The organism is Paenibacillus borealis (genome assembly GCF_000758665.1).
Lineage (GTDB): Bacteria > Bacillota > Bacilli > Paenibacillales > Paenibacillaceae > Paenibacillus_AQ > Paenibacillus_AQ borealis.
Genome location: NZ_CP009285.1, coordinates 7,780,075 through 7,804,896, shown reverse-complemented (window position 1 = coordinate 7,804,896; position 24,822 = coordinate 7,780,075). Strand labels below are relative to the sequence as shown.

The following is a 24,822-nucleotide window of genomic DNA, read 5'->3' as shown; positions in this document are numbered from 1 at the left end:
ATAGGAGGCAGTATTAGTTGGATTTTCTCCACTTGCTGATGAACAAATAAACCCTGCGAATACAGCAGTTGGATAAATAGCACTTAAATGATTACATTTCACCCAAAGTAGCTGAAATCACCCGAATTAGATGCTGTTTTTCCACTTGCTTGCACACGATTCTACGAAATCGATAAATTAAGGTACCTTTTTCCACTTACTGTTACAGCAGTTGATCACAGGCCCCGCTGCAGATTGCAGATTACCCATGAATGTTGACCTGGCAAGCTAATTAAAGTATTCCAGCACACCGGTCCTCAGCTCATACCTTGCGGTCCGTTCCTGATTGCTGGTGGGGACGGGAAGGAGCCAGCCTTTGTCAGCCAGATTGTGTAGAGTACGGACCGCAGTTCTGTAATCGACGGTGAAATGCTGCTTAACATCCTGAGGACGGATGGGCCGGGCGAGTTGAATGGCAGCCGGAGTACCTCCTGTTCCATAAGCTGCACACGGGATACAGGTGCATCAGCAGGCTGATATCTGCCCAGCACCATTCGCAGCAGGGTCATACAAAGCTCAGGACGCTGCTCAACATCATCGTACGCGAATGAAATCACATGATAGCCCATGGCATACAGGAACGTTTCGCGGTTTAGCTCATTGCAGTATTTTTGACGGTCCATGTCGCGTACATGGGAAGAATACCCTTTGATCTCGATAAGCAGCTTTACGTATCCGGGCAGCCAGACAAAATCTGCGTAATAAGATCTTCCCCGCCAGTCCATGACCTCGTATTCCGGATGCAGCCCTTCAAAATGTCCCCGCAGCGGCCACCAGACTTTATTCAGAAACAGGATCTCGGCATGCCTGAGCCCCCGCTCCAAGCGCGCCCGGCGTTCTCCATCAGGTCTGCTGCTCAGATGCCCGTTGATAAATTTCAAATGCGCTTCTTCAAATATCATTACGCTCCAACCTCCCCGGAAAAATAGAAAACGCCCCGGCTTCCCCAATGGGGGCAACCGGGACGTTCTTCGTCTCGCTGTTATTAAGTATAGGTTAAAAGCTTGAGTATGACCAGAATGCAGAAGATAAAGCTCCTATTTCACACCGACCCGCATCCGGTAGCTAATCAGCACCTGCAATGTCCGGCCTCGGAAGTAGTTCTTAACCTCTGCCGAGAACTGAGCAATCTCTTGCTCAAGTGAGGCCGGGCTAAGCTTCAGGACAGTCTGTATCCCGCCTTGGCTGAGGGCCAATCCGATATAGCGCTCTGCATCGCAGGCTTCTGTGTTGTGAAAAACAATTTCTCTCGCGTAAGTGAAGCATCCGCTGGCTTTGATCCGGCCCAGATGTCCTTCCTTGTCCCATTTGCGGGCCTGATCGGAATCAGGCTGGAGCTCCGTAAGCAGGGCGTCTGAAGTGGCAATCAGCCCATTGTATCGGACTTCAATAGAAGGGTGCAGTACCAGAGGCCAATCGCAGTCATAGGCCGCGAACACTCCACCCGGACGCAGGCAGCGGGAGATTTCCTGAAGTGTGCTGTCCGGGTCCATCCAATGGAATGACTGTGAGCAGGTGATGATGTCCACACTCTCTGAGGCGAAGGGAAGCTGATTGGAGAAGCCTTGCACAAAAGACAGCACCTCCGTGCCATTTTCCAGGCGGTTCAGCTTCTCCTTTGCCTTGCTCAGCATATCGGGATTAGGTTCCACCCCGGTCACGGATTCGGCGGCTTCCTTCCACAGGAAGGTAGATAGACCGGTGCCGCAGCCTATATCAGCGACCACGGCCGGACGGCGGCCCAGGTAATTGCTCAGCAGTTCAATAACCAGCGGGGGCGCTTCGGGCCGGTAACGGTCGTACTCGTCCTGGTATCCCAGGAAACGGTCAATATTGGCCTTGCTGTTGCCTGTTGGAATCATAGGAATCAGCCTCCATATGAGTTTTGTTTGTTCTTTTAATATAAATAGTCCAAGCTAGCGCAGCAATTCCGGATCAATAGCAGGTACAAGGCCTTCGGCAGCGGCACGGGTCAGCAGGGCAGAGATTGCCGCGTAGCCGTCCTCGCCCAGATTCATCGTGAACTCGTTGACGTAGAGATCAATATGCGATTTGGCTACTTCCGGGGAGAGCTCCTGGGCATGGCTTAGGACATATTCCTGGCAGACCAGCGGATGATCCCATGCATATTGCAAAGAACTGCGGATCCAGCCGGTAATGGCCTCGTGATCCAGGTCACGGCGGGCGATAATTGCACCGAGCGGAATAGGCAGGCCGGTGTCGCTTTCCCACCAACTGCCGAGATCAGTCAGCAGGTTAAGATTATAGGAAGGGTAGGTGAAGCGTGCTTCATGAATAACCAGTCCGGCATCGATCAAGCCGTTCTGTACAGCAGGCATGATCTCATCGAAGGGCATGACGACGATCTCGGCCGGGCCGTCCGGTACCTGCTGTGCGGCCCACAGCCGGAAGAGCAGGTAGGCGGTGGAGCGCTCGCTCGGCACGGCTATGCGGCGGCCGGACAGCTCGCGCGGATGTTTGATGGCGCCTGCGCCTTTGCGCGTCAGCACGAGCGGGCCGCAGCCCCGTCCAAGCGCACCGCCGCAAGGCAGCAGCTTGTACTTTTCCAGCACCCAGGGAAGGGCGGCGTAGGAAATCTTAAGCACTTCCGGCCCGGTGCCGTCTGCAGCCAGCCCGTTGGTAATATCGATATCCGCAAAGGTCACCTCCAGCTTGGGAGCATCCGGCACCAGCCCGTGCGCCCAGGCATGAAATACGAAGGTATCATTGGGGCATGGAGAAAAAGCAATATGAAGTTCGGTTGTCATTACAGCACCTCCAGTAGAATAGCCGCTGCCGCTGTGAGGGCGTCCAGGGCTTCTTTGATCTTCCACGCGGCCCGGTCGCGCGGGCCGACCGGGTTCGAGATCGCGCGCAGCTCCAGCGCCGCGATCCCCAGCGCCTGGGCGGCCACGGCGACCCCGTGGCCTTCCATCGCTTCCGCCGCCGCCTGCGGATGGCGCGCGGCAAGCTCCGCGGCCGTCCCGGCGGTGCCGGTCGCGGTCGACACGGTAAGCACGGTGCCCGTGCTTACCGTGAGCCCGGCCGCTGCCAGCGCGGCCGCAAGGGCCTGGACCGTGCCGCCCGGCGCAAGCACGGACACGCTGCCGAAGCCGAGCTCGGCAGCGCTGCGGAAGCCCACCGGCGTCTCGGCGCCGAGGGCCGCGTCAAGCATCTCGCTGGCGACGACCAGCGAGCCTACGGGCGCCCGGCCGGGGAAGCCGCCGCCGATCCCGGCGCTGATGACGCAGCCGTAGGAACCGGCTGCCAGAGCTGCGGCGGTTCCCGCCGCAGCCGCAGCGGTGCCGGCGCCCGCTGCGATGACATGGAACCTGCGGCTGCCCTGCAGGCCGAGCAGGACGGCATCCCGCTCGGCCGCGACAGCGGTCACGATCAGCACATTAGCACCCGGTGGGATAAGCCGGGCAGCATTACCGGACGCGTCCCGCACCGCCCCATCCAGCACGGCTGAACCGTGTTCTGCTAAATCCTGCTCTGCTGTACCCAGTACAGCAGAATTCCCTTCCGCTGTATCGCGGCCCCGGGCTTCCCATTCTGGTAGTTCCGTTGAACCCATCCCAGTATTGCCTCCTTTATATGTAATGAACTGCTTCCTTATATTCGCACCCAAAAGGATACGCCGTTTTGGGAGTGAGGTCAAACCGAGTCCTTGCTGTAACCTGTCTTTATTAAGCGAACTCAAGCTGTATCTAGATTGATTTGAAGGAATTTCTGAAACAGATGTTTAGTCGAACTGTAATTAAATCATCCTAAGCCCAGGCCTGGTGTTATTTTCACACAACTTCCTATATAGTCACCATATACAATCTGGTATTTAAAAAATCTTCCCCTAATCAGTTGACAATAAAATCAGCATGCTGTATATTTATCTTAACTTAAAGATAATTAACTTAAAGATAAACGCGAACACGATAGGAGGTGCACATAATGAGCGGCAATAAGGAGACAATAGGCACAACAAACGCAGCAGGCACAGCAACTGACAGTACAATCGATCAGGAGCAGGCGGCATCACTGAAATTATTCGTTGTTCTATCCAAGGCTTACAAGAGCTTGATGGATCAGGCGGTGAAGGATATGAAGAGCCACGGGCTGGCATCGGCGGAGTTCATGGTGCTGGAAGTCCTGTATCATAGAACACGGATTCCACTACAGCAGATTGGCGAGAAGATTCTGGTCACCAGCGGCAGCATCACTTATAACATCGATAAGCTGGAGAAGCGCGGATTGCTGAAGCGCGTTCCATGCGAGGACGACCGCCGTGTAACTTATGCCGAGATTACGGAATCAGGGCGCGAGCTGTTCGATGATATTTTCCCCCGTCATGTCAGTTCCATACACAGCCTGATGGGCGGACTGGACAGTGAAGAGAAGGCTCAGGCGACTCAGCTGCTGAAGAAGCTGGGCAAGGGCGTATAGAAGACCGGGAATAGCACAGCGGGTTTCTGAAACGGCCGGCTGGATCTCGATAGCTGACTGTTAGCTTAGCTTTAGCAGCAAGATGAGCATTGATGATCAGGCACAGGCCGTCCATAAATTTAACAGTGTAATACTGAATTGGTATTCAATGAAATGCCAAGTCCCCGAATGGCGGGCGAATTATATATAGATCAGCAGGACCCAAAATTTTTTAGCCAATATCTTAACGTTAAGATAATTAAAATCGAGAGAATGGAGAGTGTTTAAAATGGTTAGTGTAGGTTTATTGTTGATGAGATTGGTAATTGGTGTAGCGTTTATCGGGCATGGTGCACAGAAGCTGTTCGGCTGGTTCGGCGGTTACGGCCCCAAAGGTACAGGCGGCTGGATGGAGTCGATCGGCATTAAGCCCGGCGTACGGATGGCAGTATTGGCAGGTCTGATGGAGCTGATCGGAGGCCTGCTGTTCACACTTGGTCTGCTGACTCCGGTGGCTGCTGTGCTGATTGCCGCAACCATGCTTGGCGCGATTGTCAAAGTCCATGCTCCTAACGGATTCTGGTCTACGGCTAACGGGATCGAGTTTCCATTAACGGTGCTGGTGGTTGCGGTCGGAGTGGCACTGGCGGGTCCGGGTTCGATTTCACTTGATGCACTTTTCTTTAAATAAAATAGCGGGTACGCCAGGCAGACGTCAAGATAGCATCCTCATTTTACGAAAGAACAGATTGTACAACACACCCAATTTCAGGAGGTAATTATTATGACTATGCAAACTGCAGGAATTCATCATATCACCGCTTTTGTAGGAGACGCCCAGCGTAACGCTGATTTCTATGCCGGAATTCTTGGACTGCGCCTTGTCAAAAAAACCATCAACTTCGACGCGCCTGAGGTTTACCACCTCTACTTCGGCAATGAGCAGGGTGCGCCGGGTACCATTATTACCTTCTTCCCTTGGTCAACCGGACGCAAGGGAAGAATCGGCGGCGGTCAGGTGGGCGTAACCACTTATGCTGTGCCGGCAGGCTCCATCGGGTTCTGGGAGCAGCGGCTGGCCGCTTATCAGATTCCGGTTACCAAGGCAAGCCGGATTGGCGAGTCTTATCTCTCCTTCGCGGACTTCGACGGTTTGCGGATTGAGCTGGTGGAACGTGAAGAGGGTGCCTTGAGCACCTGGTCCTTCGCCGGAGTACCCGTAGAGCATGCGATCAAAGGCTTCGGAGGGGCTGTCCTATACAGCACTGCACCGGACAAAACAGCAGATACCCTCTCCCGTACGCTGGGAATGGAGCGGATTGCTGAAGGTGACGGCTACATCCGGTACAGAGCTGCCGGTGATATCGGGAATATCATCGATCTGAAGGCTACTCCGGTTCCCCAGGGGGCTGGCGGCACAGGTACCGTCCATCACATCGCCTGGCGCGCCAAAGATGATGCCGAGCAGCTGGAATGGGGCCGCCGCGTACAGAGCCACGGCTACCAGCCGACTCCGGTGCAGGACCGCCAGTACTTCAATGCCATCTACTTCCGTGAGGAAGGCGGAATCCTGTTCGAGATTGCGACCGATCCTCCCGGCTTCGCCCGTGACGAAGCACCGGATGCACTGGGCCAGAAGCTGATGCTTCCGGCATGGTTCGAGCCGCAGCGTGCGGTGATAGAACAGAACCTAAGCCCGTTTGAAATCCGCGAAATCGGGGTGACGCAGAAATGAGTATGACTCATGTATTCCATCAAGGTACCGATTTGAAGCTGCCGACACTGGTGTTATTCCACGGTACAGGCGGCAACGAGCATGATCTGCTGCCGCTGGCCGAGCTGCTGGCTCCCGGCGCTTCGGTACTGGGCATTCGCGGCAATGTGCTGGAGAATGGCATGCCGCGCTTCTTCCGGCGGCTGGCTGAAGGAATATTCGACGAGGAGGATCTGATCTTCCGCACTCACGAGGTGAAGCAGTTCCTGGATGAGGCTGCAGCGAAGTACGGATTCGATTCAGGCAATCTGGTTGCTGTGGGTTACTCCAACGGTGCGAACATCGCAGGCAGCCTGCTCTTCCACTACGGAGGCCTCTTCCGCGCGGCGGTCCTGCTGCATCCGATGGTTCCGCTGCGGGGCCTTGCGATTCCGTCGCTGCAGGGGGTTCCGGTCTTTATCGGGGCAGGGACCAATGATCCGATTATCCGCTCTGAAGAGACCCGTGAGCTGGAATCCCTGCTGAGCGGCGCGGGAGCCGAAGTCACCTCGCACTGGGGCAATCAGGGACACCGCTTGAGCACCGCCGAAGCTGAAGCGGCCAGGGACTGGCTGGCCAGTCTCACAGTTTCCGGACAATAAATATAACGATACAGACAACCGCCTGCAGGAGCTGCTGATCAGTGATATGATCGGCTGGCCGGTTCCTGCAGGCGGTTATTTGCGATATAAAGGTATAGGTCCGATACATTTGCTTCCCTCTTCTATTCCCCGTTAATGCATAAAAGCATTGAACTTTCAGGCTGCGATCAGGTAGTATGAAGAATAAAAAACGGACCTGAGCAAAACAGATTTGCTGTCTTTTAAAGGGGTGCCAAGAGAAAGGTTGCGTCACTATTCATGATTAAGCAAAACCATATTTCAAGCCTTGCGGAGGGCGGGCCATCGAAGAAACAGCGGCTGCAGCTGGCGGTCATTCTGGGGGCCATCGCCACGATTGGCCCTCTGTCGATTGATATGTATCTGCCTGCTCTGCCTGCGCTTAGCGCCCATTTCGCTACCAGCCCGGCCATGGTGCAGCTCAGCCTGACCTTCTTCCTGCTGGGACTGGCCTCGGGCCAGCTGGTGGCCGGACCGCTCAGCGATGTGCATGGACGCCGTGTTCCGCTCTTTATCGGTATGGTGATTTACGCGTTATCGTCACTGCTCTGTGCGTTCAGTCCTTCTATCGGCCTGCTGGTATTTCTGCGGTTCATCCAGGGGCTGGCCGGATCGGTGGGTGTGGTCATCTCCCGGGCGGCGGTCCGTGATATGTACAGCGGCTCGGAATTAACCAAGTTCTTCTCGTTGCTGATGATCGTCAACGGGCTGGGGCCGATCTTCGCTCCTGTCATCGGGGGACAGCTGCTGAGAGTAACCACCTGGCAGGGCGTGTTTATAGTATTGTTTGTGTTCGGACTGCTTTTTGCGGCCATTATTCTGCTGCGTCTGCCGGAGACATTGCCCAAAGAACGCCGGATCAAAAGCGGACTCAAAGGAACGCTGCTCACCTTCCGTATCCTGCTCGGCAATGCCAAGTTTATGGGCTATGCCCTCTCCCAGGGCTTTGTTACAGCAGCCATGTTCGCTTATATATCCGGTTCTTCCTTCGTATTGCAGATTATTTACGGGGTATCGCCGCAAATGTACAGCCTGATCTTCGCTGTTAACGGGCTCGGCATTATTATCTCCGGGCAGATTGCCGGCCGGTTGTCGGGAAGAGTCGGGGAGCGCAAGCTGCTGATTAGCGGCCTGCTGCTCTGTACATCCGGCGGTGTCCTGCTGCTGGTTACCCTCCTTGCCGGAGGCGGACTGCTGCCGATTCTGGTCTGCCTGTTCGCTGTGGTCTCCAGTGTGGGTCTTGTGAGCACAACCAGCTTCTCGCTTGCCATGCAGGATCAGGGGGAAACGGCAGGGAGTGCCTCTGCGCTTCTGGGTCTGCTCCCCTTGCTGCTGGGCAGCTGTGCTGCACCGTTAGTTGGACTTGGCGGCAGCGGCTCTGCAGTGCCGATGGCGCTGGTCATTGCGGGAGCAGGCGCCCTGTCCATTCTATCGTATGCGCTGCTCTGCAGAAGGACGGACAAGCCATGAGCCGCAAGGATTTCTCGGTACTGCTGCTGCTTGCCTTCGCCTGGGGAGCCTCCTTCCTGTTCATGCGGATCGCTTCTCCGGAGCTCGGACCGGTCTTCACGACCGAGCTGCGTGTTACGCTTGCCGGAGCGGCCTTGCTGCTCTATGCGTTTGTGACCCGGCGCAAGCTGGGCATCCTGAAGCACTGGAAGCAGTTCCTGCTGCTCGGTGCCATTAATGCCGCGCTTCCGTTCACCCTGATCTGCATGGCTGAGCTGCATCTGAGTGCTTCGCTGGCGGCAATCCTTAATACCACGACTCCGATGTTTGCGGCCCTTGCCGTCTGGGGAACCCGGCAGGAGAAGCCGGGCCTGGCCAAGTCGGCCGGACTGGTCCTTGGTTTAGTCGGCGTAGCTGTTCTGGTCGGCTGGAGTCCGGTGCCGCTCACAAGTACAGTACTCTTGTCTGCAGGTTTCTCTCTCTGCGCCGCATTGTCCTATGCATTCGGAGGATTGTACGCTTCACGTGTAGGCTCCGGCCTCACACCGCTAGCGCTTGCTGCCGGACAACAGCTGGGGGCAAGCGTGGTGCTGCTGCCGCTGGCGGTTATTTTTGCCCCGGATCATCTGCCGTCTGCCGCCGCTGTATATTCCGTACTCGGTTTGTCGCTGATCTGTACCTCGGTGGCTTATCTGCTGTATTTCCGGCTGATCGCCAGCGTCGGCCCGGTCAAGACCGTCAGCGTCACGTTTCTCGTGCCGGTATTCGGTCTGTTATGGGGAGTGATCTTCCTGCATGAGCCGGTCTATGCGAATACCCTTGCCGGGCTGGTTATCATCCTGCTGAGCGTAACACTGGTTAACCGGAAGCCGGGCAAGTCGTAAAGTAACAGACATTCAGCAAACTTTCAGCGCATTTTAACGTTCTGCTTGGGTGAAAGAGATATATTGGATAGGTGAAAGGAGGGACAAGTATGAATATTTCATCCGTATCCGCTTCAACATCTACCACGTATACTTCCTCCAGTGCAACGGATACAGCTGCGCTTGAGAAGCAGAAGGCGAAGCTGGAAGCTGATCTTGAGAAGGTGAGCTCCAGCAAAGACGACGAGAAGACCAAGGAAACCAAGACCAAACAGCTTGAGCAGCAGATCAAGCAGATCGAAGCGCAAATTGCCCAAAAGTCACAGAGCGCCAGCAGCGCCTCTTCGGCTGGAAGCGCAGCTGCAACACCGGAGAAGCCTGCTGACAGCAGCAAGCTGGCAGCGGCATCTGCGCAGGAAATCGCTACCGCAACCACTGACAGCGAAGGAAGATTTGACATTCGGGTATAACCCCAGTGAACAGCATGCCTGAGAAGAGAACCGCCATTGCCGTGGTGACTGGTTCTCTATTGCGGTATGGTAACCCTTGTGCAGTAAGAAATAGGCATCTGGACTGATTGCAGTCCGGGTGCCTATTTTTTGTACTCGAGGATCAATCATCTTTCGAACTCTTACTGGAATTTTAAGAGTTTCCTTCGGTTTCTCCGGGGTCTGCAGTGATTTATACTTTGCCGGCTGTCTAACTCTGGTGAACATATAACCGTTATACGGGTCATCTGCTGCTGATATTGCTATAATAGGTTTTATGGAAAATGCTGAATATTATTCAGGCAACAAGGATGAATTCAGCAGTAAGGGCAGGTGAAGTCATGCATTCTATGAAACAGAGACTGGAACGCTTCAGATTCGTGCGGCTGCTTCTATCCATCTACCGGATTAAGGCGGTAAGGGCGCTTTTTCCGCTGCTGATTATCGGCCTTGTCTATTGGGAAGGGCAGAATGAGCTGAAGCAGATTCATTTGGGGAAGATCATTCATGAATTAAAAGCAGTCCCCGCGCCGGACATTCTGCAGATGCTGGGTATTTCCCTGCTCTCCGTTGCGGTCATGAGTACTTATGATTATTTAATCCGCGGGCATTTCCGCTTGCAGACCAGTTACTTAAGCACCTTCCGCTATGCCTGGATTGCTAATACGTTCAATAACATGATCGGCTTTGCCGGTCTGGCCGGAGCCGGCCTACGGACACTGCTCTACAAGAAGAACGGTGTGCCTTCGTCCGTGCTGGCACCGGCCATCGTATTTCTGTCACCGCTGATGATTACAGGGCTGTCGCTGCTCTCCTGGGGCACCCTTACCGGACTCCTTCCGGCGGATGCCCTTCTGCATGAACATCGCTGGCTGGTATTTGCGGTGTGGGGAATGGCCCTCTATTTGCCGTTATTTGTGATTCTCCAGCGTTCCTCGCTGTTCGCCAAGTGGATTAACCGGGGGCAGGGCAGAACCTCATGGCTTACGGTAGCGGCTTCCGTAGGAGCTTCCTTCCTGGAGTGGGCTTTTGCCGGACTGACCTTCTGGATGATTGCCGGTCAGCTGCTCGGAGGTGCCCCGTTTGTTACGGTCTTCAGTATTTATGTCGTTGCCGCCATTGCAGGCATTCTAAGCATGGCTCCCGGAGGCATCGGCGCCTTCGACCTGATTGCCTTGCTTGGGCTTACCCAGCTGGGAATCCGGAGCGATCAGGCTATGGCTGTGCTCGTCATCTACAGATTATTCTATTATATTGTGCCCTGGCTGATCGGACTGGCGCTGGCAGCGCTGGAGATCGGCCTGCCTGGTAAGAAGGGGACTGAACGCAGCGGAGACAGAGTCGAAACTCCCGTTACAGTATGGCAGAGAATATGGGGCTGGCCCGGCCAATACACCTTCCTCAGTGACCTGGGAGTCTGGGCACTCGGCAAGCTGGTGCTGGCCAGCGGCCTGATTCTGCTGCTGTCCGCAGCTACGCCTGAGCTGCTCTACCGGCTGCGGATCACGGAGGAGCTGTTGTCCCTGCCGGTCATGCAGATCTCGCATCATCTGTCCGTGCTGATCGGCTTCATGCTGATCCTGCTGTCGCGGGGCATCTCCCTGCGTGTCTACAGGGCCTATGTCTGGACCAGTCTGCTGCTCTTCGGCGGAGCGGTATTTGCCTTTACAAAGGGATTCGATTATGAGGAAGCTCTGTTCCTATTGCTGGTAGCCTTGATCCTCTGGATCTCACGGACCCGGTTCTACCGGATCAGTGTACCGTTCAGTACCAGAAGTATTCTATGGTGGCTGGCCCTGACCTCAGCTGTAGCGCTCAGTTATTACTGGCTGGGGAGCTATTCGCACCACGGCTTCCTGAAGCATCTCCCTGCCGGGATCCGGCCGGAATGGCTGCGGCAGCACAGTAATGTTGCGGTTACGGCTGCAGGCGGGCTGATCCTCTCCTGGCTGCTGCTGACGATGCTTGCAGCCCTCAGGCCGCAGCGCAAGGCAGATGGGCTCTTCGCGGATAAGGATATGGCGCGGCTGGAGCAGTTTCTGGCGGAAGGCTGGGGCAATGCCTTAAGCCATATGCTGTTTCTGGGCGACAAAAGCTTCTACTGGGCCCGGGAGGGCAGAGTATTATTCGCTTTTACCAGAGTGAGGGACAAGCTGGTGGTACTTGGCGATCCGCTGGGGCCGGTGGGCCTGGCCAATGATGCAATCAGCGAGTTCCGCCAGGCGGCGGATTTGTATGGACTCTCCTTAGTGTTCTACCAGGCTACACCGGCCTACCTTCCGGTGTACCACGAGCATGGCTACCGGTTCTTCAAGCTGGGTGAGGAAGCACTGGTGCCGCTTGAGGACTTCAAGGTCAGCGGCCCCCGGAATGCCAACCTGCGCAGTGTGAGAAGCCGGTTTGAACGTGAGGGATATGTCTTTGAGATTGCTGAGCCAACACATTCCCCTGACCTGCTGCAGGAGCTCCGGGCACTGTCCGAGGAATGGCTGGGCGGACGCCTGGAAAAAGGATATTCGCTGGGCTGGTTCAGCAAGCCGTATCTGCAGCTGGCCCCGCTGGCGCTGCTGCGCGCAGCTGACGGGCATATTTTGGCTTTTGCCTCCATTGCCCCGGGCTATGACGGACACAAGACTGTGTCCATTGATCTCATGCGCCACCGCAAGAATACCCCAAACGGGACTATGGATTATTTGTTCCTGTGTCTGCTGGAGTGGGCGAAGTCACGGGGGTTCCGCAGCTTTAATCTGGGGCATGCCCCGCTGTCCAGCGTCGGCCGGAATACCGGAGCGCTGCGTGAGGAGAAGGTGGCCCGCCTGGTCTTTGAACGCGGCGGCCATTGGTACGGATTCTCCGGCCTGCGGCGGTATAAGGAGAAATTCGGTCCCCAGTGGGAGCCGCGGTATCTGGCGTATCCTGCTTCACTTCCCCTTTATCTCTTAACGCTGGATCTGGTCAGGCTGGTGTCCCGTCATCCGGAAGATAAGGAATAAGAACTGGACGGTTCCCCTGAAATGGGAGATACTAATTTTACCAGTAACCGGACCGCAGAACAGTCAACTATAGACTAGGCATCATTTTAGGAGGGCTTCTGTTCTTAGCAGAGCCCTCTTTTTAAGCTTGAAGCTGTAACGGGGATGCTGAAACAGGCAGGGCAGGGTTGCAGGATAATTTGAGGAGGCGGACTGATATGGGGAATGCAGTAATGGAAATTATGGAGAAACGCAAGTCTGTACGGACTTATGAAACCACACCGATTGATACGGCAGCCCATAACTCTATTATGGAGTACCTGGATAAGGAAGAGAATTTGCGCGGTCCTTTTGGCGGGATATCGGGGATTGAATGGATCTGGGCCAAAGGCGGGGCGGGGGAAGGCAAGGGTATGAAGCTGGGCGCTTACGGGATCATTATGAATCCGCAGGCTTATCTGGTAGGCTCCGTGCGTAATGAGAAGCTGGCACTGCTGGAGTTCGGATATACTTTTCAGAAGCTGATTCTTTTTGCGACCGGGCTGGGGCTTGGAACCTGCTGGATTGGCGGAACCTTCAACCGCAAATCCTTCACCCGTGAGCTTGAGCTTGCCGAAGGGGAGATTATTCCCTGCATTACGCCGCTTGGCTACGCACGGGAGAAGCAGCGCCTGCTGGATACGACGATGCGTTATGTGGTCAGAGCTGACAATAAGAAGCCTTGGCAGGAGCTCTTCTGCGACAGTGATTTCAGCAAAAAGCTGACACCGGAAGCCGCCGGAAAGCTGGCCGTCCCCATCGAGATGGTCCGGATCGGACCTTCAGCCTCCAACAAGCAGCCCTGGAGACTTGTCTTGTCTCCAGACCGGCAGATGGTGCATTTCTATCTGCAGCATACGCCTAATTACAGCGGTAACAAGCTTGGGTTCCAGATGCAGCGGATAGATATCGGCATTGCCGCCTGCAATTTCGAGCTGGCCTGCCGGGAGCTGGATATCGCCGGAACCTGGACTATCCAAGATCCGGGCATAGAGGCCGGCAGCCCGCATACGGAATACATGCTCAGCTATACACTTAGCTGATCCGGGAAACCCACCATAACAGGCCCGCTGCCGTCAGGATACATAGCGCAACCCATGTATCGCGTTTGTTCCAGGCGAGCTGATAGACTGGGGTCCGCTGCTTAGCGGGATCATACCCGCGCGATTCAACGGCTGTAGCCAGCTCGTCGCCCAGGGCCAGGACAAGAATCAGCAGCGGCACGATAATCAAAGCAATCTGCCGCGGAGACCAGCGCGTCAGTCCGCGGGCCCGTCTGCCCCGTGAACTCAGCGCCAGCTGCAGCTGTGTCAACTTGCCGAGAATCCAGGGCACGAACTGCAGGGTCACGGATACAGCCAGCGACCAGTTGCGGGTCCGGATTCCAAGATGTCTCAGCGGAGCAATTCCCCATTCCAGCCCTTCGCGCAGCGGAGCGCCGGTAGTCGTCTCGGTGAACAGGAAGCCGAGGACGATCAGCAGCAGAAACCGCAGCACGCTGATCCCTCCGCGCTCAAGTCCCGCAGAACTGAAGCCGAGCGGCCCGAGGCTGAAGCCGGGCGAGTTCCAGCTGAGCCCGGACAGCAGCCAGAGGAACAGAAACATGAGGAGGAACGGGCGGAAGAAGCGGAAGGCTCTCCGCCAGGAAATCCCGGCCGAAACCGTAAGCCCGGCCAGCAGGCCAGCGGTCAGCAGCAGCGGGAGAAAGGTATCCATGCCCAGTACGGTCAATGAACCGATAATCATCCCGAGCCATTTGACCCGGGGGTCCAGTCCCTGCCAGCGTGATTGGCCAGGGGCTTGTTTGATTGATAAGGGTTCAGATGTTGCGGGCTCCCCGTAAATTGCCTGAGGAATCATTGAAGCCAAGGCCTCGCTTGACGGGCCTTGCGTGGCGTCCGATAGACCCGGTGCGGCTCCGCTTGGCGGGGGAGATTCCGTCTCGCTTCGTTGTCCTTCGCCTGGCTCCCTGCGGGCGTCCGCAGGAGTGCTGACAAACTGCGGAACGGGCAGTGGATGCTCACCCAGTCCGGCCAGCAGCTCCTCCAGAGTGTCCGGCAATACTTCAAGCAGGCCGCGTTCCACAAGCCTGCGGCCTATCGAGGCATAAGCCGGAGGCGTGAGACCGGCACCGGTCAGCAGACTGGGATCGGCTGTCAGCGCCGGAGCAGGGCCGTCATAATGGACAGCCCCCTGCTTCATCACGATCACCCCGTCGGCAACCGGCAGAAAGCTGTCCAGATCATGTGTGCCGATGATTAGAGTCAGGCCGCTCTGCCGCAGCTCCTGTACCATTTCCAGCAGCGACTGTGCCGCCTGCGGGTCCAGTCCTGCGGTCGGCTCATCGAGAATGAGAAACCCGGGCCGGGAGGCTATTGCTCCCGCAAGGCAGACCCGCCGTTTCTCGCCTCCGCTTAGCAGGAAGGGGGAACGTGCCGCGTATTCGTCATAAGGCAGCCCGGTCTGGGCGAGGGCGCTGCGGATGATACCGTCCCGCTGCACCTTAGGCACACCGCGCTGTGTCAGGCCGTATTCGATATCCTTGTATACGCTGTCCGCGAACAGCTGGGTTTCCGGCTGCTGAAATACCATAGATACGGTTTCTCCGGCCTTGCGGTCCGCGGGCTCCGTATCTTCATGAATGATACTGCCGGACGACGGTTGCTCCAGTCCGGCGAGCAGGCGCAGCAGGGTGGACTTGCCGCTTCCGTTAACTCCGCAGAGGACTGTCAGCGTGCCTGCATGGATATTTAGTGAGATATCCTGCACTGCGTACCTGCCGTCGTAATGGAAGGAGAGATGCTCTGCCACAATCCTCATAACATCGCCTCCAGCTGCGGCTCGGTCAGCGGGAGCAGATGGAGCGGCCAGCCCTGCCGCTGCAGCAGTCTTCCGATGCGCACTACAGGGGATGGAGTCCAGCCGAGCGTATCCGGCAGTTCCGAGGCGTAGAACAGGGTGCGCGGATCGCCGTCATAGAGCAGCTGGCCATCGCCCATAACGGCAATGCGCGGACTCTCGGCCAGTTCCTCCATCCGCTGCGTGACCCAGAGCACGGTTGTGCCGCTCTTCCATAATTCCCGGGCCAGCCCGAGAATATCCCGTCTTCCCGCAGGGTCCAGCATAGAGGTGGCCTCATCGAAGATGATCATGCCGGCTTCCAGTGCAAGGCAGCAGCCGACAGCCAGGCGCTGGCGTTCCCCGCCTGACAGACTGGCGACATCCGCTTCTGCTTTGTGGGCCAGTCCTACCTGCTGCAGAATATCATGGATTCGCGCAATCATCAGACTCCGGTCCAGACCGCGGTTCTCCAGCCCGAAAGCAATGTCCTCAAAAGGCGTAGAACCAACCGTCTGTGCCTCGGGGTTCTGAAATACCAGTTGGACATGCTGCTTCACAGCCGCGCGGTTCTGAGGCAAGCGCAGATCCAGTCCGGCGACGGACAGACTGCCTCCTGACGGGGTATTCAGTCCGTTGAAGGTGCGGATCAGCGAGGTTTTGCCGCAGCCGTTGGCTCCTGTGAGCGCAACCCATTCTCCCCGCCCGATATGGATACTAATCCCTTGCAGTACCGGGCGCCTGTGCTGGCCATCCCGTAAAGACAAGGTCAAATTATGCGCCCTGATCATCCTCATGCCCGCTTTCCTTACAGCTCTAGTCAACAATCGCTACCCATTATAACAAAGATTTAAGGATTGATGTATCCGGAGGGGGATGTTATAGTGATCCTTAAAAAAAGGGAGGTAATCCCGGCAATGAAGAAATGGACGACCCGCGGCCTGATATTCAGTGCATTATTCGCTGCAGTCATGATAGCCCTGAGCTATTTGAAGATCTCGCTGCCTTTCTCCACAGTACCTATTACAATGCAGACCCTGGCTGTTATGCTGGCAGGTTCCATCCTGGGAGCACGCTACGGCACGCTCGCCGTGCTGATCGTGATCGGACTTGCTGCTGCCGGCTTCCCGGTGATGGGCGGAAGCGGCGGACTCGCGGTGCTGGCTGGCCCGACCGCAGGCTATATATTCTCCTGGCCGTTCGTAGCCTGGCTGATCGGCTTCTTCGCCCAGCGTATTAAGCAGGATAAATATACTTTTGTGAAGCTGCTTGCGGCCAACTTTATTTTCGGTGCGCTGCTTGTCTACCCGGGCGGTGTGTGGTGGCTAGCCCATTCCCTGGGTATGGACTCGCTGTCCAAGGCTCTGACCGCAGGGATGTGGCCGTTCATTCCGGGCGATCTGACCAAGGCAATCCTATGCTCAGCTGTAGTGACGGCAGTGTGGAAGGTATATCCGATCGACCGTATTTTAAACAGTGATACCGGTGTCTGGGCAGACGGGGAGAAGTCAACCATCAGCCGTTAATCCGTAACAGCACAGATCAAATAAAAGAGGTGACTCCACAGCCATTGCGGCCGGGATTCGCCTCTTTTATTTGTGTGTGTTTGGGAAATTATGATATCCGTCTGTAGTCGATAAAACGTGCTTAATGTCTTGGATAAGTTTCTTGGAATTGGAGCAGATCCGCTTGAGGGACGAAAGTGTTCTTGTATCAGAAATCCAACTGAATCCCCCAGAAACCGGGCGAAATGGAAAAATTAAAGGGATAAATCCCATTGATCGCGCCGGAAGTGGACGGTATGGTGAAATCAAGTGGATAAATCCCTCTAATCCCGCCGAAAGTGGGCGAAATGGAAAAATCAAATGGATAAATCCCACTAATCCCGCCGAAAGTGGGCGGTCTGAAGAAATCAAATGGATAAATCCCACTAATCCCGCCGAAAGTGGGCGAAATGGAAAAATCAAATGGATAAATCCCTCTAATCCCGCCGAAAGTGAGCGGTCGGGTGAACTCAAAGTGGAAATGAAGAGCATTAGTGCCCCTGATTTCGCCGGATGCGGGTCAAAGAAAGAAATGAAGAGCAAAAGTGCCCCTGATTTCACTGGATGCGGGCAAAAGGAAGAAATGAGGAGCAAAAGTGCCCCTGATTTCACCGGATGCGGGCCAAAGGAAGAAATGAAGAGCAAAAGTGCCCCTGATTTCGCCGGATGCGGGCCAAAGGAAGAAATGAGGAGCAAAAGTGCCCCTGATTTCACCAGAAGGTTGCCTTAGTAGCAGTCTGAATGGAGCAGCAATACTAAGTGGCCTTTATAGTTTACACAAGCCACACAAGCCGCACAGACCACACAGACCGCACAGACCGCACAGACCGCACAGACCGCACAACTCAGCCTGATCCACCCGTTAGGGCAATTTTGTTCGGACTGGAAATCCGTAGCTTACTCAATCATTTCCGAAATTGGCTGCAAGCAGTCAATCAACGGAAACCGGGTCAGGTTGGCATGAATCTGCCTGATTTGCTCATAGCGGACTTTCAGTCCGCCGGACTAGCTGATGGCTCAAGCAATACCGTAGGTTCTCGCAGAGAATCTGCGAGAAGGGATATGCTTAACCCGTACTCTGCCGTTAGGAGGGCTGTGTTATGGACGTATATGGCTATTGCTGGCCAAGCTCCAATACTCACTCTTCACTCTGGACTCTTCATCTGCACTCTTCACTCTTTCACGCAATCGTCCTCCGGCTCCGGATCAGGCAGAGCCCAGACCGAGACGCTTCCGCCATTAACCGGGAATACCGCCCAGCCGTCTTCTCCGATCGTGACAGTCTCCTGGCGGTTACCGGTCAGATCCTCCCATACTTCCCCGCCGCGCTCTTCGCCGGCGAACATCCGCTTCTCTCCGTTGTCCCCGTTCGAGATCACTACGGCGCAGCCGGAGCCTTCGATCTCCGGAACGCCGCGCCGCATCCAGCCGATGGTGTTGGGATGGTCGAAGTAATCATCCTGTTCACCGTAGGCTTTGTTATAGCGGGCGCAGAGCAGAGGATCGATAGCGTCCTTCTTGCCCTCCACCGGGGCTGGTCCGCCGATACCGTAATAGTCCCCGTAGAAGACGACGGGATATCCGTCTCTCCGCAGCAGGATCAGGGCATAGGCGCTCTGCTTGAACCAGTCGCCGACCCATGATTCCAGCGCCTCATGCGGCTGGGAGTCATGGTTGTCGACGAAGGTGACGGCATTGGCCGGATGCGTCTGGACCAGCGTATCGTCGAAGATATGCGTCAGATCGAAATCCCTGCCCCCCAGCGCAGCCGAGTAAAGCTTGTAGTGCAGCGACACATCGAACAGATCAATCTGGTAATCGACTGTGTTCAGGAATTCGCGGCAGGCTTCCAGATTGGAGTTCCAGAATTCGCCGACAATGTAGAAGTCTTCGCCGCGTTTCTTTTTCATCTCCGCCGCAAATTCCTTGATGAATTCATGGTTGATATGCTTAATGGCATCCAGGCGGTAGCCGCTGCACTGCAGGGTATCGACCAGCCATTTGCCCCAGTTCAGCATTTCGTTCTTCACGTCTTCATTGCTGTAATCAATGTTGGCGAACATCAGATAGTCATAGTTGCCGAATTCGTCATCTACGTTCTGATTCCAGCCCTTATTCGTGCCGTCAATCCGGAATACACCGTTCCGGCCTGCCTTGGCATCGAAATCCGTGCCGTTGAAGTGGGTATGGTTCCACTTGAAGCTGGAATATTCATCCCCGCGCCCCGGGAAATCAAACTTGGTCCAGCCTTCAATCTCAAATGGCTGGGAAATATCCTTATTACGGTCGTTAGGATCAACTTCGATGACCTCAAAGACCTCTGTCTCATCCGCTCCGGCCTTATGATTCATGACCAGATCCACGTAGACGGCGATGCCGTTCTTCAGACACTCGGCAATCGCATCGACCAGCTCCTGCTTTGTACCGTATTTCGTGCGCACGGTACCCTTTTGATCAAATTCGCCCAAATCATATAAATCGTATACGCCGTAACCGGTATCTTCGGCGGAGACAGCCTTGGTTACAGGTGGGACCCATACGGAATCGATTCCGGCGGCCTTCAGTTCAGGGGCCATTTGGGCGAGGCGTTTCCAGTGCTCTCCGTCTGCGGCAACATGCCATTCAAAAAATTGCATCATTGTATGATTTCTCTTCATTCCTGGTTAGCCTCCTTTGTGGTTGTGAAACGAATGGAATAATTCTTGGGTTTGTTGCTTCAGCAAGGAGTGGAAGAGATTTATGTAGACCTCCGAACCTCAGGTGAATAAGTCCAGCTGGCGCGGGGCCAAACCGCCGTCAATCCCAAGCAGTGACTGCAGCTCCTGCGCATTGGGGGTAGCATCGCCGGCGGAATTATTATTGAAGACTACGTAGATTTCACGGCAGCTCTGCTCAAGTTCAAGCAGACGGCTCTGCCACTCTATCAGTTCTTCGGTGCTGTAACGGTATAGATAGCGCAGCTTGCGCCAATCAGGGTGACTGCTCTGGTTCCAGCCTCCGGTATTGCGGCCGTGCAGCCGCACATAGGTGATATCCGGCGAAGTAGCGACAGGTACAATCGGGATTGAGCCTGAACCAGCCTGCGGCTCATCGGCTACCGTATGAATCCAGCCCTCCTGCTCCAGGAACTGCAGGGTTCTGCTGCGCAGCTCAGGACTGTACCAGGAATCGTTGCGGAATTCGATGGCGGAAGGTACATCCAGCATTCTCTCCTTAATCTCGCGCAAGAATTCCACATTGTCCTTGGTGCAGTCGAACCAGGGCGGGAATTGGAATAGCGTCATAGCCAGCTTGCCTGCCGCACGCACAGGGGCGATGGAGGTATGGAAAGCACGGTACATCTCCTCCGGCGTATCGTAATAATTTTTTTTATTACGGAGATGTCCGGTCATTCCCTGGTAAGCCTTCACGATGAACTTGAACTGCTCCGGCGTCTGGTTAACCCACTTCACGTAATTTTTGACCGGCTGTACGGCATAGAAAGAACTATCGATCTCAACGATGGAAAAATAAGCGCTATATGCAGAAAGCCGGTCGGCGGGTTTGATTTTGCCATACAGCTCCTCGTGGTCGCCGAAGCCGGTAAGCCCGATCTTAATCATAGAACGCCCTCCTTGTCAGCCTAATCTGCGCCGGTTCCAACACTGGCTAACTCTTATTAAACTGAAAACCCGTCAAAGCAAACAAGAGCATTTGATTAATGCCTGAAACTCAGGCAACATAAAGACAGGAATTGGAGAATAATTACCGTGAATGAAAAACCGCTAATGGTGCTGTTATCACCAAAAGAGGAAGAGGATATACTCCGGCGGAAGGCCTTTTATTCTGCTTACCCTTAAGATATAAAATGGAAAGGAAGTTGTGCATGGAACATAAATTTCAGGAGCTAAGCCGGCATATTCTTATCATGCATGCGGAGCATGACACGGACCGCCCGATCCTGGCGGCTGTCACCGGCTCACGCCGGACATTGCTGATGGATGCGGGGAATTCCCCGGCCCATGCGGAGCTGTTCCGGCAAGAATTGGCAAGAAGGGGCTGGCGTCAGCCTGATCTGCTGGTATTGACGCATTGGCATTGGGATCATTCCTTCGGGATGACAGCCTGGAACGTCCCTGTGATTGCGCATGAAGAAACGGCGCAGGCACTTAACCGGCTCGGAGGGCTGAGCGGAAGTGATGAAGAGCTGGAGCACCTGGTTCGGGAGGGGGCCATCAGTGAGGGGAGTGCAGAGCATATCCGCCTGGAATATGGCTCCCCGCGGGTAATCACCGTGTCTACGCCGGATATTATATTTAACGGAAGCATTACAGTAGATCTGGGCGGAGTCACTTGTGAGCTAAGCCATGTGGGCGGTGATCATTCAGCCGATTCCTGCGTGCTGCATGTTATAGAAGATAAAGTTCTCTTCCTGGGAGATGCACTGGGACCGTCCGTATATGGCGGGCCGCGCCGTTACAGCAGTACCGGATTCCTCAAGCTGCTGGAGCGTATCTACGGCTATAAGGCTGCCCTGCTTGTAGAATCACATGGAGTACCAATGACGGAACAGGAATTCCGTGCAGACCTGGTCCCTTGGGAACGTCTTGCCCGGATCGTGGATGTCTTCGGAGATAACCGTGAACGGGTACTGCTGGAGCTTAAGGCGTATCTTCAGCTGGAGGAGCTGCCGCCGGGTTTATTGCGGAGTGTGGAATATTTCCTGGAGGGCGCAAGGTGATACTCCGCAGCCAATACTATTCCAGAAAAGCAATCACTTGATTCAGCTTCTCCAAGTCATGCGGATTAAGCTTGAGTGTGGACGCCGGCACGCCTGTGCCGTTTGACCGGGCTCAATGCCGAAGAATTCGGCGCCTTCTTGCGCTGTACGGATCTGCCTTTCATGATGGATTATTACATATACCGCATTCTTGGCCTCTAATACTTCCATTAACTTATCCACGACATCACCTCTCCCTTGAAACCAGATATGAATATTTGAAATAAACCACAACTACCCCCATACTCAGATTTTCTGTCCGGCGCGGGGGTTGTTGTGGCAGTGTATGAAATTATACTGGCTTGAAATGCGTTATAGCGGACCCGCTGGACAGGTGGACGGCATTGCGGCCGTTCCGCTTGGAGGTGTAGAGTGCGTGATCAGCCTCGGAGAGCAGCTCTTCCAGCGATATGTTACTGCGGAATGCTTCCACTACGCCGAAGCTTGCCGTTACATTGATGGAGCCTGACAGCGTGTAGAAAGCACTCCGCTCGATATCCCCGCGGATCTTCTCCGAGATGACTGCCGCCTGTTTCAAAGGGGTGTCCGGCAGACATAAGACGAATTCCTCGCCTCCATAGCGGCCGAAGATATCCTCTTCCCGCACATGCCGGTTGCACACAGCCACTACATGCTGCAGGGCCATATCTCCATATTGATGTCCGTACCGGTCATTGATGCTTTTGAAGAAATCAATATCCAGCAGGATGATTGAAAAGGGGGCGGACCGTTCGGCCGCTTCCTCGAGCAGACTCCGGCTCAGTTCCATGAAATGCGTCCGGTTGTAAATACCGGTAAGACTGTCGATGGTGGCAAGCTGCAGCAGCTTCTCCTGGAGCAGCGTGCGTTCCGTGACATCAATGAGCATGATCATCCGTCCGGCAAGATGCCCGTCATGCTTCTGCACCGGAGAGGAGCGGATCTGGTAATAACGGACACCCTCATCTGTATTCCAGACAAGCTCCTGCTCCTCGCTGTCCCGGGGATTGGAATTCATCACATAATCGACCGCTTCCCTGCCGGCTGGAAGGAACAGCTGGGCCAGCGGCCTGCCGATTGCAGAAGCATCCAGATCCTGCAGCATCTCCGCAGCCGCCCGGTTATAGTCCACGAGCTTGTCGGAGAGGTCCATGACGAGCACGCCGTCGCGCATGCTCTCGAACAGATTCTCGCGGGCAATGGGCGCAGCGGTAAGCATGCCCCGGGAGAGAATAGCCCATATATACAGGGTGGACGTTACACTCATGATTACGGGCACAGGGTCCATGCCATACGGGGTCGCGTCCATCAGATAGAGGAACGCACCCAGTGCGGGCAGAAACTGCCCGATGAAGATGATCAGCATCTGCCGGAGGTAGGCCCGCTTCATCCGGTTCCACCGCCAGAGAATCAGGCACATCCCGGCCAGCATGCAGCCGAAAGTCAGGCTGCCCTGCACGATATACCAGGGGCCCATAACGATATCCACCAGAGGCGCGGGTGCACCTTCCCGGAAGTGGATGGACTGATAGAACAGGTGGTGGGACTCATTGGTCCATACGAGCACGGTAGAGATCAGGGGCACGGAATACAGGACGGTCAGCAGTTTTTTGGAAATCAGCCGTTCCAGACCTACAAAATGCATAATCATAAGCATACTGGAGGGAGCTATGTAAGGCATACCGAGATACTCCACCTTAATCCATAGCCCTATTTCCTGCAGGGAGTTGCCGGAGAGTTCCAGCGCGAACCCGAAAGTATATATCGCCGAAGCAGCTGAGCTTACAATAAATGCTTTTAGTCCGGAAAAATCCGTCTTCCTATAATAGGCGAACAATGCGAGTAATGCGCTCAGCACACCTGAAATAGAGACGATGACTATATAGTTGGAAATCATGGACTCCATGGATAGCGCCTCCATGTGTAGGAATAGGCTTTGAACATTGGCTAAGAGTCTCCTATATAAAAGTAAATATAGTTAAATGATATCACACATCTGCATAGATAACAGTTGCCGGGAATCCGGACAGCGGAGCGAAAGAATACATACTATCTTTATCGGTACCATTCTTAATTATTAACAATGCAAACGGGCTCCTAGACAAAGTGACGGAATTTCTCAGAGTCCATTTTACGATTTGTCTAATGTGGGTCTGTAGCGCAAAGTGTAAGATGTTAGTTAATCGAACATGAGATAAGAAAAGGACGTTTTTTTCGAACATATGTGTTATGTTATTTAACATATTATAGATTCAGGGATGAAGGGGGAGCTGGAAATGTCATTAGTAGCGACAAAAATTCCTGAAATACAGCTGGAGAGCGTCGAGATGCGTTATAAGACGGAAACGGCTGACGTGCTTGCGCTGCATCAGGTAAGCCTTGATATTGCCAAAGGAGAGTTCGTGTCCCTGCTGGGGCCCTCCGGATGCGGTAAAACTACACTCTTGAGACTGATGGCAGATCTTATAACACCAACTGCCGGTAATATTATGGTGGCCGGAAAGACGGCAAAGGAAGCGCGGCTGGCGCAGAAGTATGGGATTGTCTTTCAGAGTCCCGTGCTGTACGACTGGCGGAAGGTCAAACATAATATTACGCTGCCGCTGGAGCTGATGGGCGTTAAGAAATCGGTCCGTGAGGATAAAGCACTGGAGCTGCTGGATCTCGTAGGGCTGCAGGGTTTCGCAGATAAGTACCCCTGGCAGCTGAGCGGAGGAATGCAGCAGCGTGTAGCCATCGCCAGAGCGCTCTCGATGGAGCCGGAAATTCTGCTCATGGATGAACCCTTCTCTGCGCTGGACGAATTTACCCGTGAACGCCTGAACGAAGAGCTTCTCTCCGTCTGGAGCAAAGTCCAGAGCACGATCGTATTCGTCACTCACAGCATCCCGGAATCCATTTTCCTGTCGGACAGAGTGTTCGTGCTATCTCCGCATCCCGGAAGATTGTCGGCGATTGTTGATATTCCGCTCCCGCGCCCGCGTACGGCGGAGATGAGAAACAGTCCGGAGTTTTTTGAACTGATCGCCCGCATCCGCGACAGCTTCGAAGGGGTGTAGG

At 54.9% G+C, this 24,822-nt stretch carries 22 protein-coding genes; 13 read left to right on the top strand and 9 right to left on the bottom strand.

Translation table 11 applies throughout. The features are described from left to right. Positions 1-296 precede the first annotated feature (296 nt). The 4 genes from PBOR_RS35140 to PBOR_RS33160 all read right to left on the bottom strand — a co-directional run bounded on the left by PBOR_RS35140 (position 297) and on the right by PBOR_RS33160 (position 3,439). Positions 297-941 carry a PDDEXK family nuclease gene (locus tag PBOR_RS35140; protein WP_245647972.1) on the bottom strand — a complete coding sequence of 215 codons (645 nt, stop codon included), beginning with the start codon at positions 939-941 and terminating at the stop codon, positions 297-299. Positions 942-1,076: 135 nt separating this feature from the next. After that, the gene (locus tag PBOR_RS33170; RefSeq protein WP_042218286.1) at positions 1,077-1,901 is read right to left on the bottom strand and encodes a class I SAM-dependent methyltransferase; all 825 of its coding nucleotides are present in this window, start codon (positions 1,899-1,901) and stop codon (positions 1,077-1,079) included. A 54-nt stretch (positions 1,902-1,955) separates the two neighbouring features. Then, a complete protein-coding gene (locus PBOR_RS33165; protein ID WP_042218285.1) occupies positions 1,956-2,807 on the bottom strand; it encodes a 1,4-dihydroxy-6-naphtoate synthase in 852 nt (283 codons plus the stop codon). Continuing rightward, positions 2,807-3,439 (bottom strand): futalosine hydrolase, encoded by a 633-nt coding sequence (locus PBOR_RS33160; RefSeq protein WP_245647970.1) that lies wholly within the window; start codon positions 3,437-3,439, stop codon positions 2,807-2,809. The genes PBOR_RS33165 and PBOR_RS33160 overlap by 1 nt, the downstream gene beginning before the upstream one ends. Positions 3,440-3,987: 548 nt before the next feature. Here PBOR_RS33160 and PBOR_RS33155 point away from each other — a divergent pair. From PBOR_RS33155 to PBOR_RS33115, 9 genes are all read left to right on the top strand, one after another. Further along, positions 3,988-4,479: a MarR family winged helix-turn-helix transcriptional regulator gene (locus PBOR_RS33155; RefSeq protein WP_042218283.1), complete on the top strand. Its 492-nt coding sequence runs from the start codon at positions 3,988-3,990 to the stop codon at positions 4,477-4,479. A 268-nt stretch (positions 4,480-4,747) separates the two neighbouring features. Next, the gene (locus tag PBOR_RS33150) at positions 4,748-5,149 is read left to right on the top strand and encodes a DoxX family protein (protein WP_042218281.1); all 402 of its coding nucleotides are present in this window, start codon (positions 4,748-4,750) and stop codon (positions 5,147-5,149) included. A 93-nt stretch (positions 5,150-5,242) separates the two neighbouring features. Continuing rightward, the gene (locus PBOR_RS33145) at positions 5,243-6,193 is read left to right on the top strand and encodes a ring-cleaving dioxygenase (RefSeq protein WP_042218279.1); all 951 of its coding nucleotides are present in this window, start codon (positions 5,243-5,245) and stop codon (positions 6,191-6,193) included. A gap of 2 nt (positions 6,194-6,195) precedes the next feature. Beyond that, entirely contained in the window at positions 6,196-6,813 is a 618-nt protein-coding gene (locus PBOR_RS33140; protein WP_174479877.1) for an alpha/beta hydrolase, read from the top strand. Between the two features lie 258 nt (positions 6,814-7,071). Continuing rightward, complete coding sequence (locus PBOR_RS33135; RefSeq protein ID WP_042218275.1) at positions 7,072-8,301, top strand: multidrug effflux MFS transporter; 1,230 nt, start codon at positions 7,072-7,074, stop codon at positions 8,299-8,301. After that, positions 8,298-9,164, top strand: coding sequence for a DMT family transporter (locus tag PBOR_RS33130; protein ID WP_042218272.1), 867 nt, complete (start codon positions 8,298-8,300; stop codon positions 9,162-9,164). Before PBOR_RS33135 ends, PBOR_RS33130 begins: the two co-directional genes overlap by 4 nt. Before the next feature lie 89 nt (positions 9,165-9,253). Then, positions 9,254-9,613 carry a FlxA-like family protein gene (locus PBOR_RS33125; RefSeq protein ID WP_042218271.1) on the top strand — a complete coding sequence of 120 codons (360 nt, stop codon included), beginning with the start codon at positions 9,254-9,256 and terminating at the stop codon, positions 9,611-9,613. A gap of 359 nt (positions 9,614-9,972) precedes the next feature. Beyond that, the gene (mprF, locus tag PBOR_RS33120; RefSeq protein ID WP_042220205.1) at positions 9,973-12,624 is read left to right on the top strand and encodes a bifunctional lysylphosphatidylglycerol flippase/synthetase MprF; all 2,652 of its coding nucleotides are present in this window, start codon (positions 9,973-9,975) and stop codon (positions 12,622-12,624) included. A gap of 197 nt (positions 12,625-12,821) precedes the next feature. Continuing rightward, positions 12,822-13,685 (top strand): nitroreductase family protein, encoded by an 864-nt coding sequence (locus PBOR_RS33115; protein WP_042218268.1) that lies wholly within the window; start codon positions 12,822-12,824, stop codon positions 13,683-13,685. Here PBOR_RS33115 and PBOR_RS35900 read toward each other — a convergent pair. Both PBOR_RS35900 and PBOR_RS33105 read right to left on the bottom strand, forming a co-directional pair. Next, the gene (locus tag PBOR_RS35900) at positions 13,678-15,462 is read right to left on the bottom strand and encodes an ATP-binding cassette domain-containing protein (protein ID WP_052429753.1); all 1,785 of its coding nucleotides are present in this window, start codon (positions 15,460-15,462) and stop codon (positions 13,678-13,680) included. The genes PBOR_RS33115 and PBOR_RS35900 overlap by 8 nt on opposite strands. After that, positions 15,459-16,247, bottom strand: coding sequence for an energy-coupling factor ABC transporter ATP-binding protein (locus tag PBOR_RS33105; protein ID WP_245647969.1), 789 nt, complete (start codon positions 16,245-16,247; stop codon positions 15,459-15,461). Before PBOR_RS33105 ends, PBOR_RS35900 begins: the two co-directional genes overlap by 4 nt. A 150-nt stretch (positions 16,248-16,397) precedes the next feature. Here PBOR_RS33105 and PBOR_RS33100 point away from each other — a divergent pair, with 150 nt between their 5' ends. Both PBOR_RS33100 and PBOR_RS33095 read left to right on the top strand, forming a co-directional pair. Further along, positions 16,398-17,006, top strand: coding sequence for a biotin transporter BioY (locus PBOR_RS33100; protein WP_042218264.1), 609 nt, complete (start codon positions 16,398-16,400; stop codon positions 17,004-17,006). 148 nt (positions 17,007-17,154) lie between these two features. Further along, positions 17,155-17,754 carry a hypothetical protein gene (locus PBOR_RS33095; protein ID WP_218918873.1) on the top strand — a complete coding sequence of 200 codons (600 nt, stop codon included), beginning with the start codon at positions 17,155-17,157 and terminating at the stop codon, positions 17,752-17,754. A gap of 442 nt (positions 17,755-18,196) precedes the next feature. On the opposite strand, the gene PBOR_RS33090 is transcribed toward PBOR_RS33095, so the two are convergent. Further along, positions 18,197-19,681 carry an alpha-amylase gene (locus PBOR_RS33090; protein WP_042218261.1) on the bottom strand — a complete coding sequence of 495 codons (1,485 nt, stop codon included), beginning with the start codon at positions 19,679-19,681 and terminating at the stop codon, positions 18,197-18,199. A 99-nt stretch (positions 19,682-19,780) separates the two neighbouring features. Further along, entirely contained in the window at positions 19,781-20,626 is an 846-nt protein-coding gene (locus PBOR_RS33085) for a DUF72 domain-containing protein (protein ID WP_042218260.1), read from the bottom strand. A gap of 263 nt (positions 20,627-20,889) precedes the next feature. On the opposite strand from PBOR_RS33085, the gene PBOR_RS33080 reads away from it, so the two are divergent. Beyond that, entirely contained in the window at positions 20,890-21,744 is an 855-nt protein-coding gene (locus tag PBOR_RS33080) for an MBL fold metallo-hydrolase (RefSeq protein ID WP_042218259.1), read from the top strand. Between the two features lie 331 nt (positions 21,745-22,075). Here PBOR_RS33080 and PBOR_RS33070 read toward each other — a convergent pair whose 3' ends face one another. Further along, positions 22,076-23,668 carry a histidine kinase N-terminal 7TM domain-containing diguanylate cyclase gene (locus PBOR_RS33070; RefSeq protein WP_042218257.1) on the bottom strand — a complete coding sequence of 531 codons (1,593 nt, stop codon included), beginning with the start codon at positions 23,666-23,668 and terminating at the stop codon, positions 22,076-22,078. A gap of 370 nt (positions 23,669-24,038) precedes the next feature. On the opposite strand from PBOR_RS33070, the gene PBOR_RS33065 reads away from it, so the two are divergent. Further along, a complete protein-coding gene (locus PBOR_RS33065) occupies positions 24,039-24,821 on the top strand; it encodes an ABC transporter ATP-binding protein (RefSeq protein WP_039305637.1) in 783 nt (260 codons plus the stop codon). The last annotated feature ends 1 nt before the right edge of the window (position 24,822 follow it).

Excerpts from the sequence above, each read along its gene's own strand:
- PBOR_RS35140 (WP_245647972.1), bottom strand. The coding sequence starts at position 941 with ATGATATTTGAAGAAGCGCATTTGAAATTTATCAACGGGCATCTGAGC.
- PBOR_RS33170 (WP_042218286.1), bottom strand. The coding sequence starts at position 1,901 with ATGATTCCAACAGGCAACAGCAAGGCCAATATTGACCGTTTCCTGGGA.
- PBOR_RS33165 (WP_042218285.1), bottom strand. The coding sequence starts at position 2,807 with ATGACAACCGAACTTCATATTGCTTTTTCTCCATGCCCCAATGATACC.
- PBOR_RS33155 (WP_042218283.1), top strand. The coding sequence starts at position 3,988 with ATGAGCGGCAATAAGGAGACAATAGGCACAACAAACGCAGCAGGCACA.
- PBOR_RS33150 (WP_042218281.1), top strand. The coding sequence starts at position 4,748 with ATGGTTAGTGTAGGTTTATTGTTGATGAGATTGGTAATTGGTGTAGCG.
- PBOR_RS33145 (WP_042218279.1), top strand. The coding sequence starts at position 5,243 with ATGACTATGCAAACTGCAGGAATTCATCATATCACCGCTTTTGTAGGA.
- PBOR_RS33140 (WP_174479877.1), top strand. The coding sequence starts at position 6,196 with ATGACTCATGTATTCCATCAAGGTACCGATTTGAAGCTGCCGACACTG.
- PBOR_RS33135 (WP_042218275.1), top strand. The coding sequence starts at position 7,072 with ATGATTAAGCAAAACCATATTTCAAGCCTTGCGGAGGGCGGGCCATCG.
- PBOR_RS33130 (WP_042218272.1), top strand. The coding sequence starts at position 8,298 with ATGAGCCGCAAGGATTTCTCGGTACTGCTGCTGCTTGCCTTCGCCTGG.
- PBOR_RS33125 (WP_042218271.1), top strand. The coding sequence starts at position 9,254 with ATGAATATTTCATCCGTATCCGCTTCAACATCTACCACGTATACTTCC.
- mprF (WP_042220205.1), top strand. The coding sequence starts at position 9,973 with ATGCATTCTATGAAACAGAGACTGGAACGCTTCAGATTCGTGCGGCTG.
- PBOR_RS33115 (WP_042218268.1), top strand. The coding sequence starts at position 12,822 with ATGGGGAATGCAGTAATGGAAATTATGGAGAAACGCAAGTCTGTACGG.
- PBOR_RS35900 (WP_052429753.1), bottom strand. The coding sequence starts at position 15,462 with ATGAGGATTGTGGCAGAGCATCTCTCCTTCCATTACGACGGCAGGTAC.
- PBOR_RS33100 (WP_042218264.1), top strand. The coding sequence starts at position 16,398 with ATGAAGAAATGGACGACCCGCGGCCTGATATTCAGTGCATTATTCGCT.
- PBOR_RS33090 (WP_042218261.1), bottom strand. The coding sequence starts at position 19,681 with ATGAAGAGAAATCATACAATGATGCAATTTTTTGAATGGCATGTTGCC.
- PBOR_RS33085 (WP_042218260.1), bottom strand. The coding sequence starts at position 20,626 with ATGATTAAGATCGGGCTTACCGGCTTCGGCGACCACGAGGAGCTGTAT.
- PBOR_RS33080 (WP_042218259.1), top strand. The coding sequence starts at position 20,890 with ATGGAACATAAATTTCAGGAGCTAAGCCGGCATATTCTTATCATGCAT.
- PBOR_RS33070 (WP_042218257.1), bottom strand. The coding sequence starts at position 23,668 with ATGGAGTCCATGATTTCCAACTATATAGTCATCGTCTCTATTTCAGGT.
- PBOR_RS33065 (WP_039305637.1), top strand. The coding sequence starts at position 24,039 with ATGTCATTAGTAGCGACAAAAATTCCTGAAATACAGCTGGAGAGCGTC.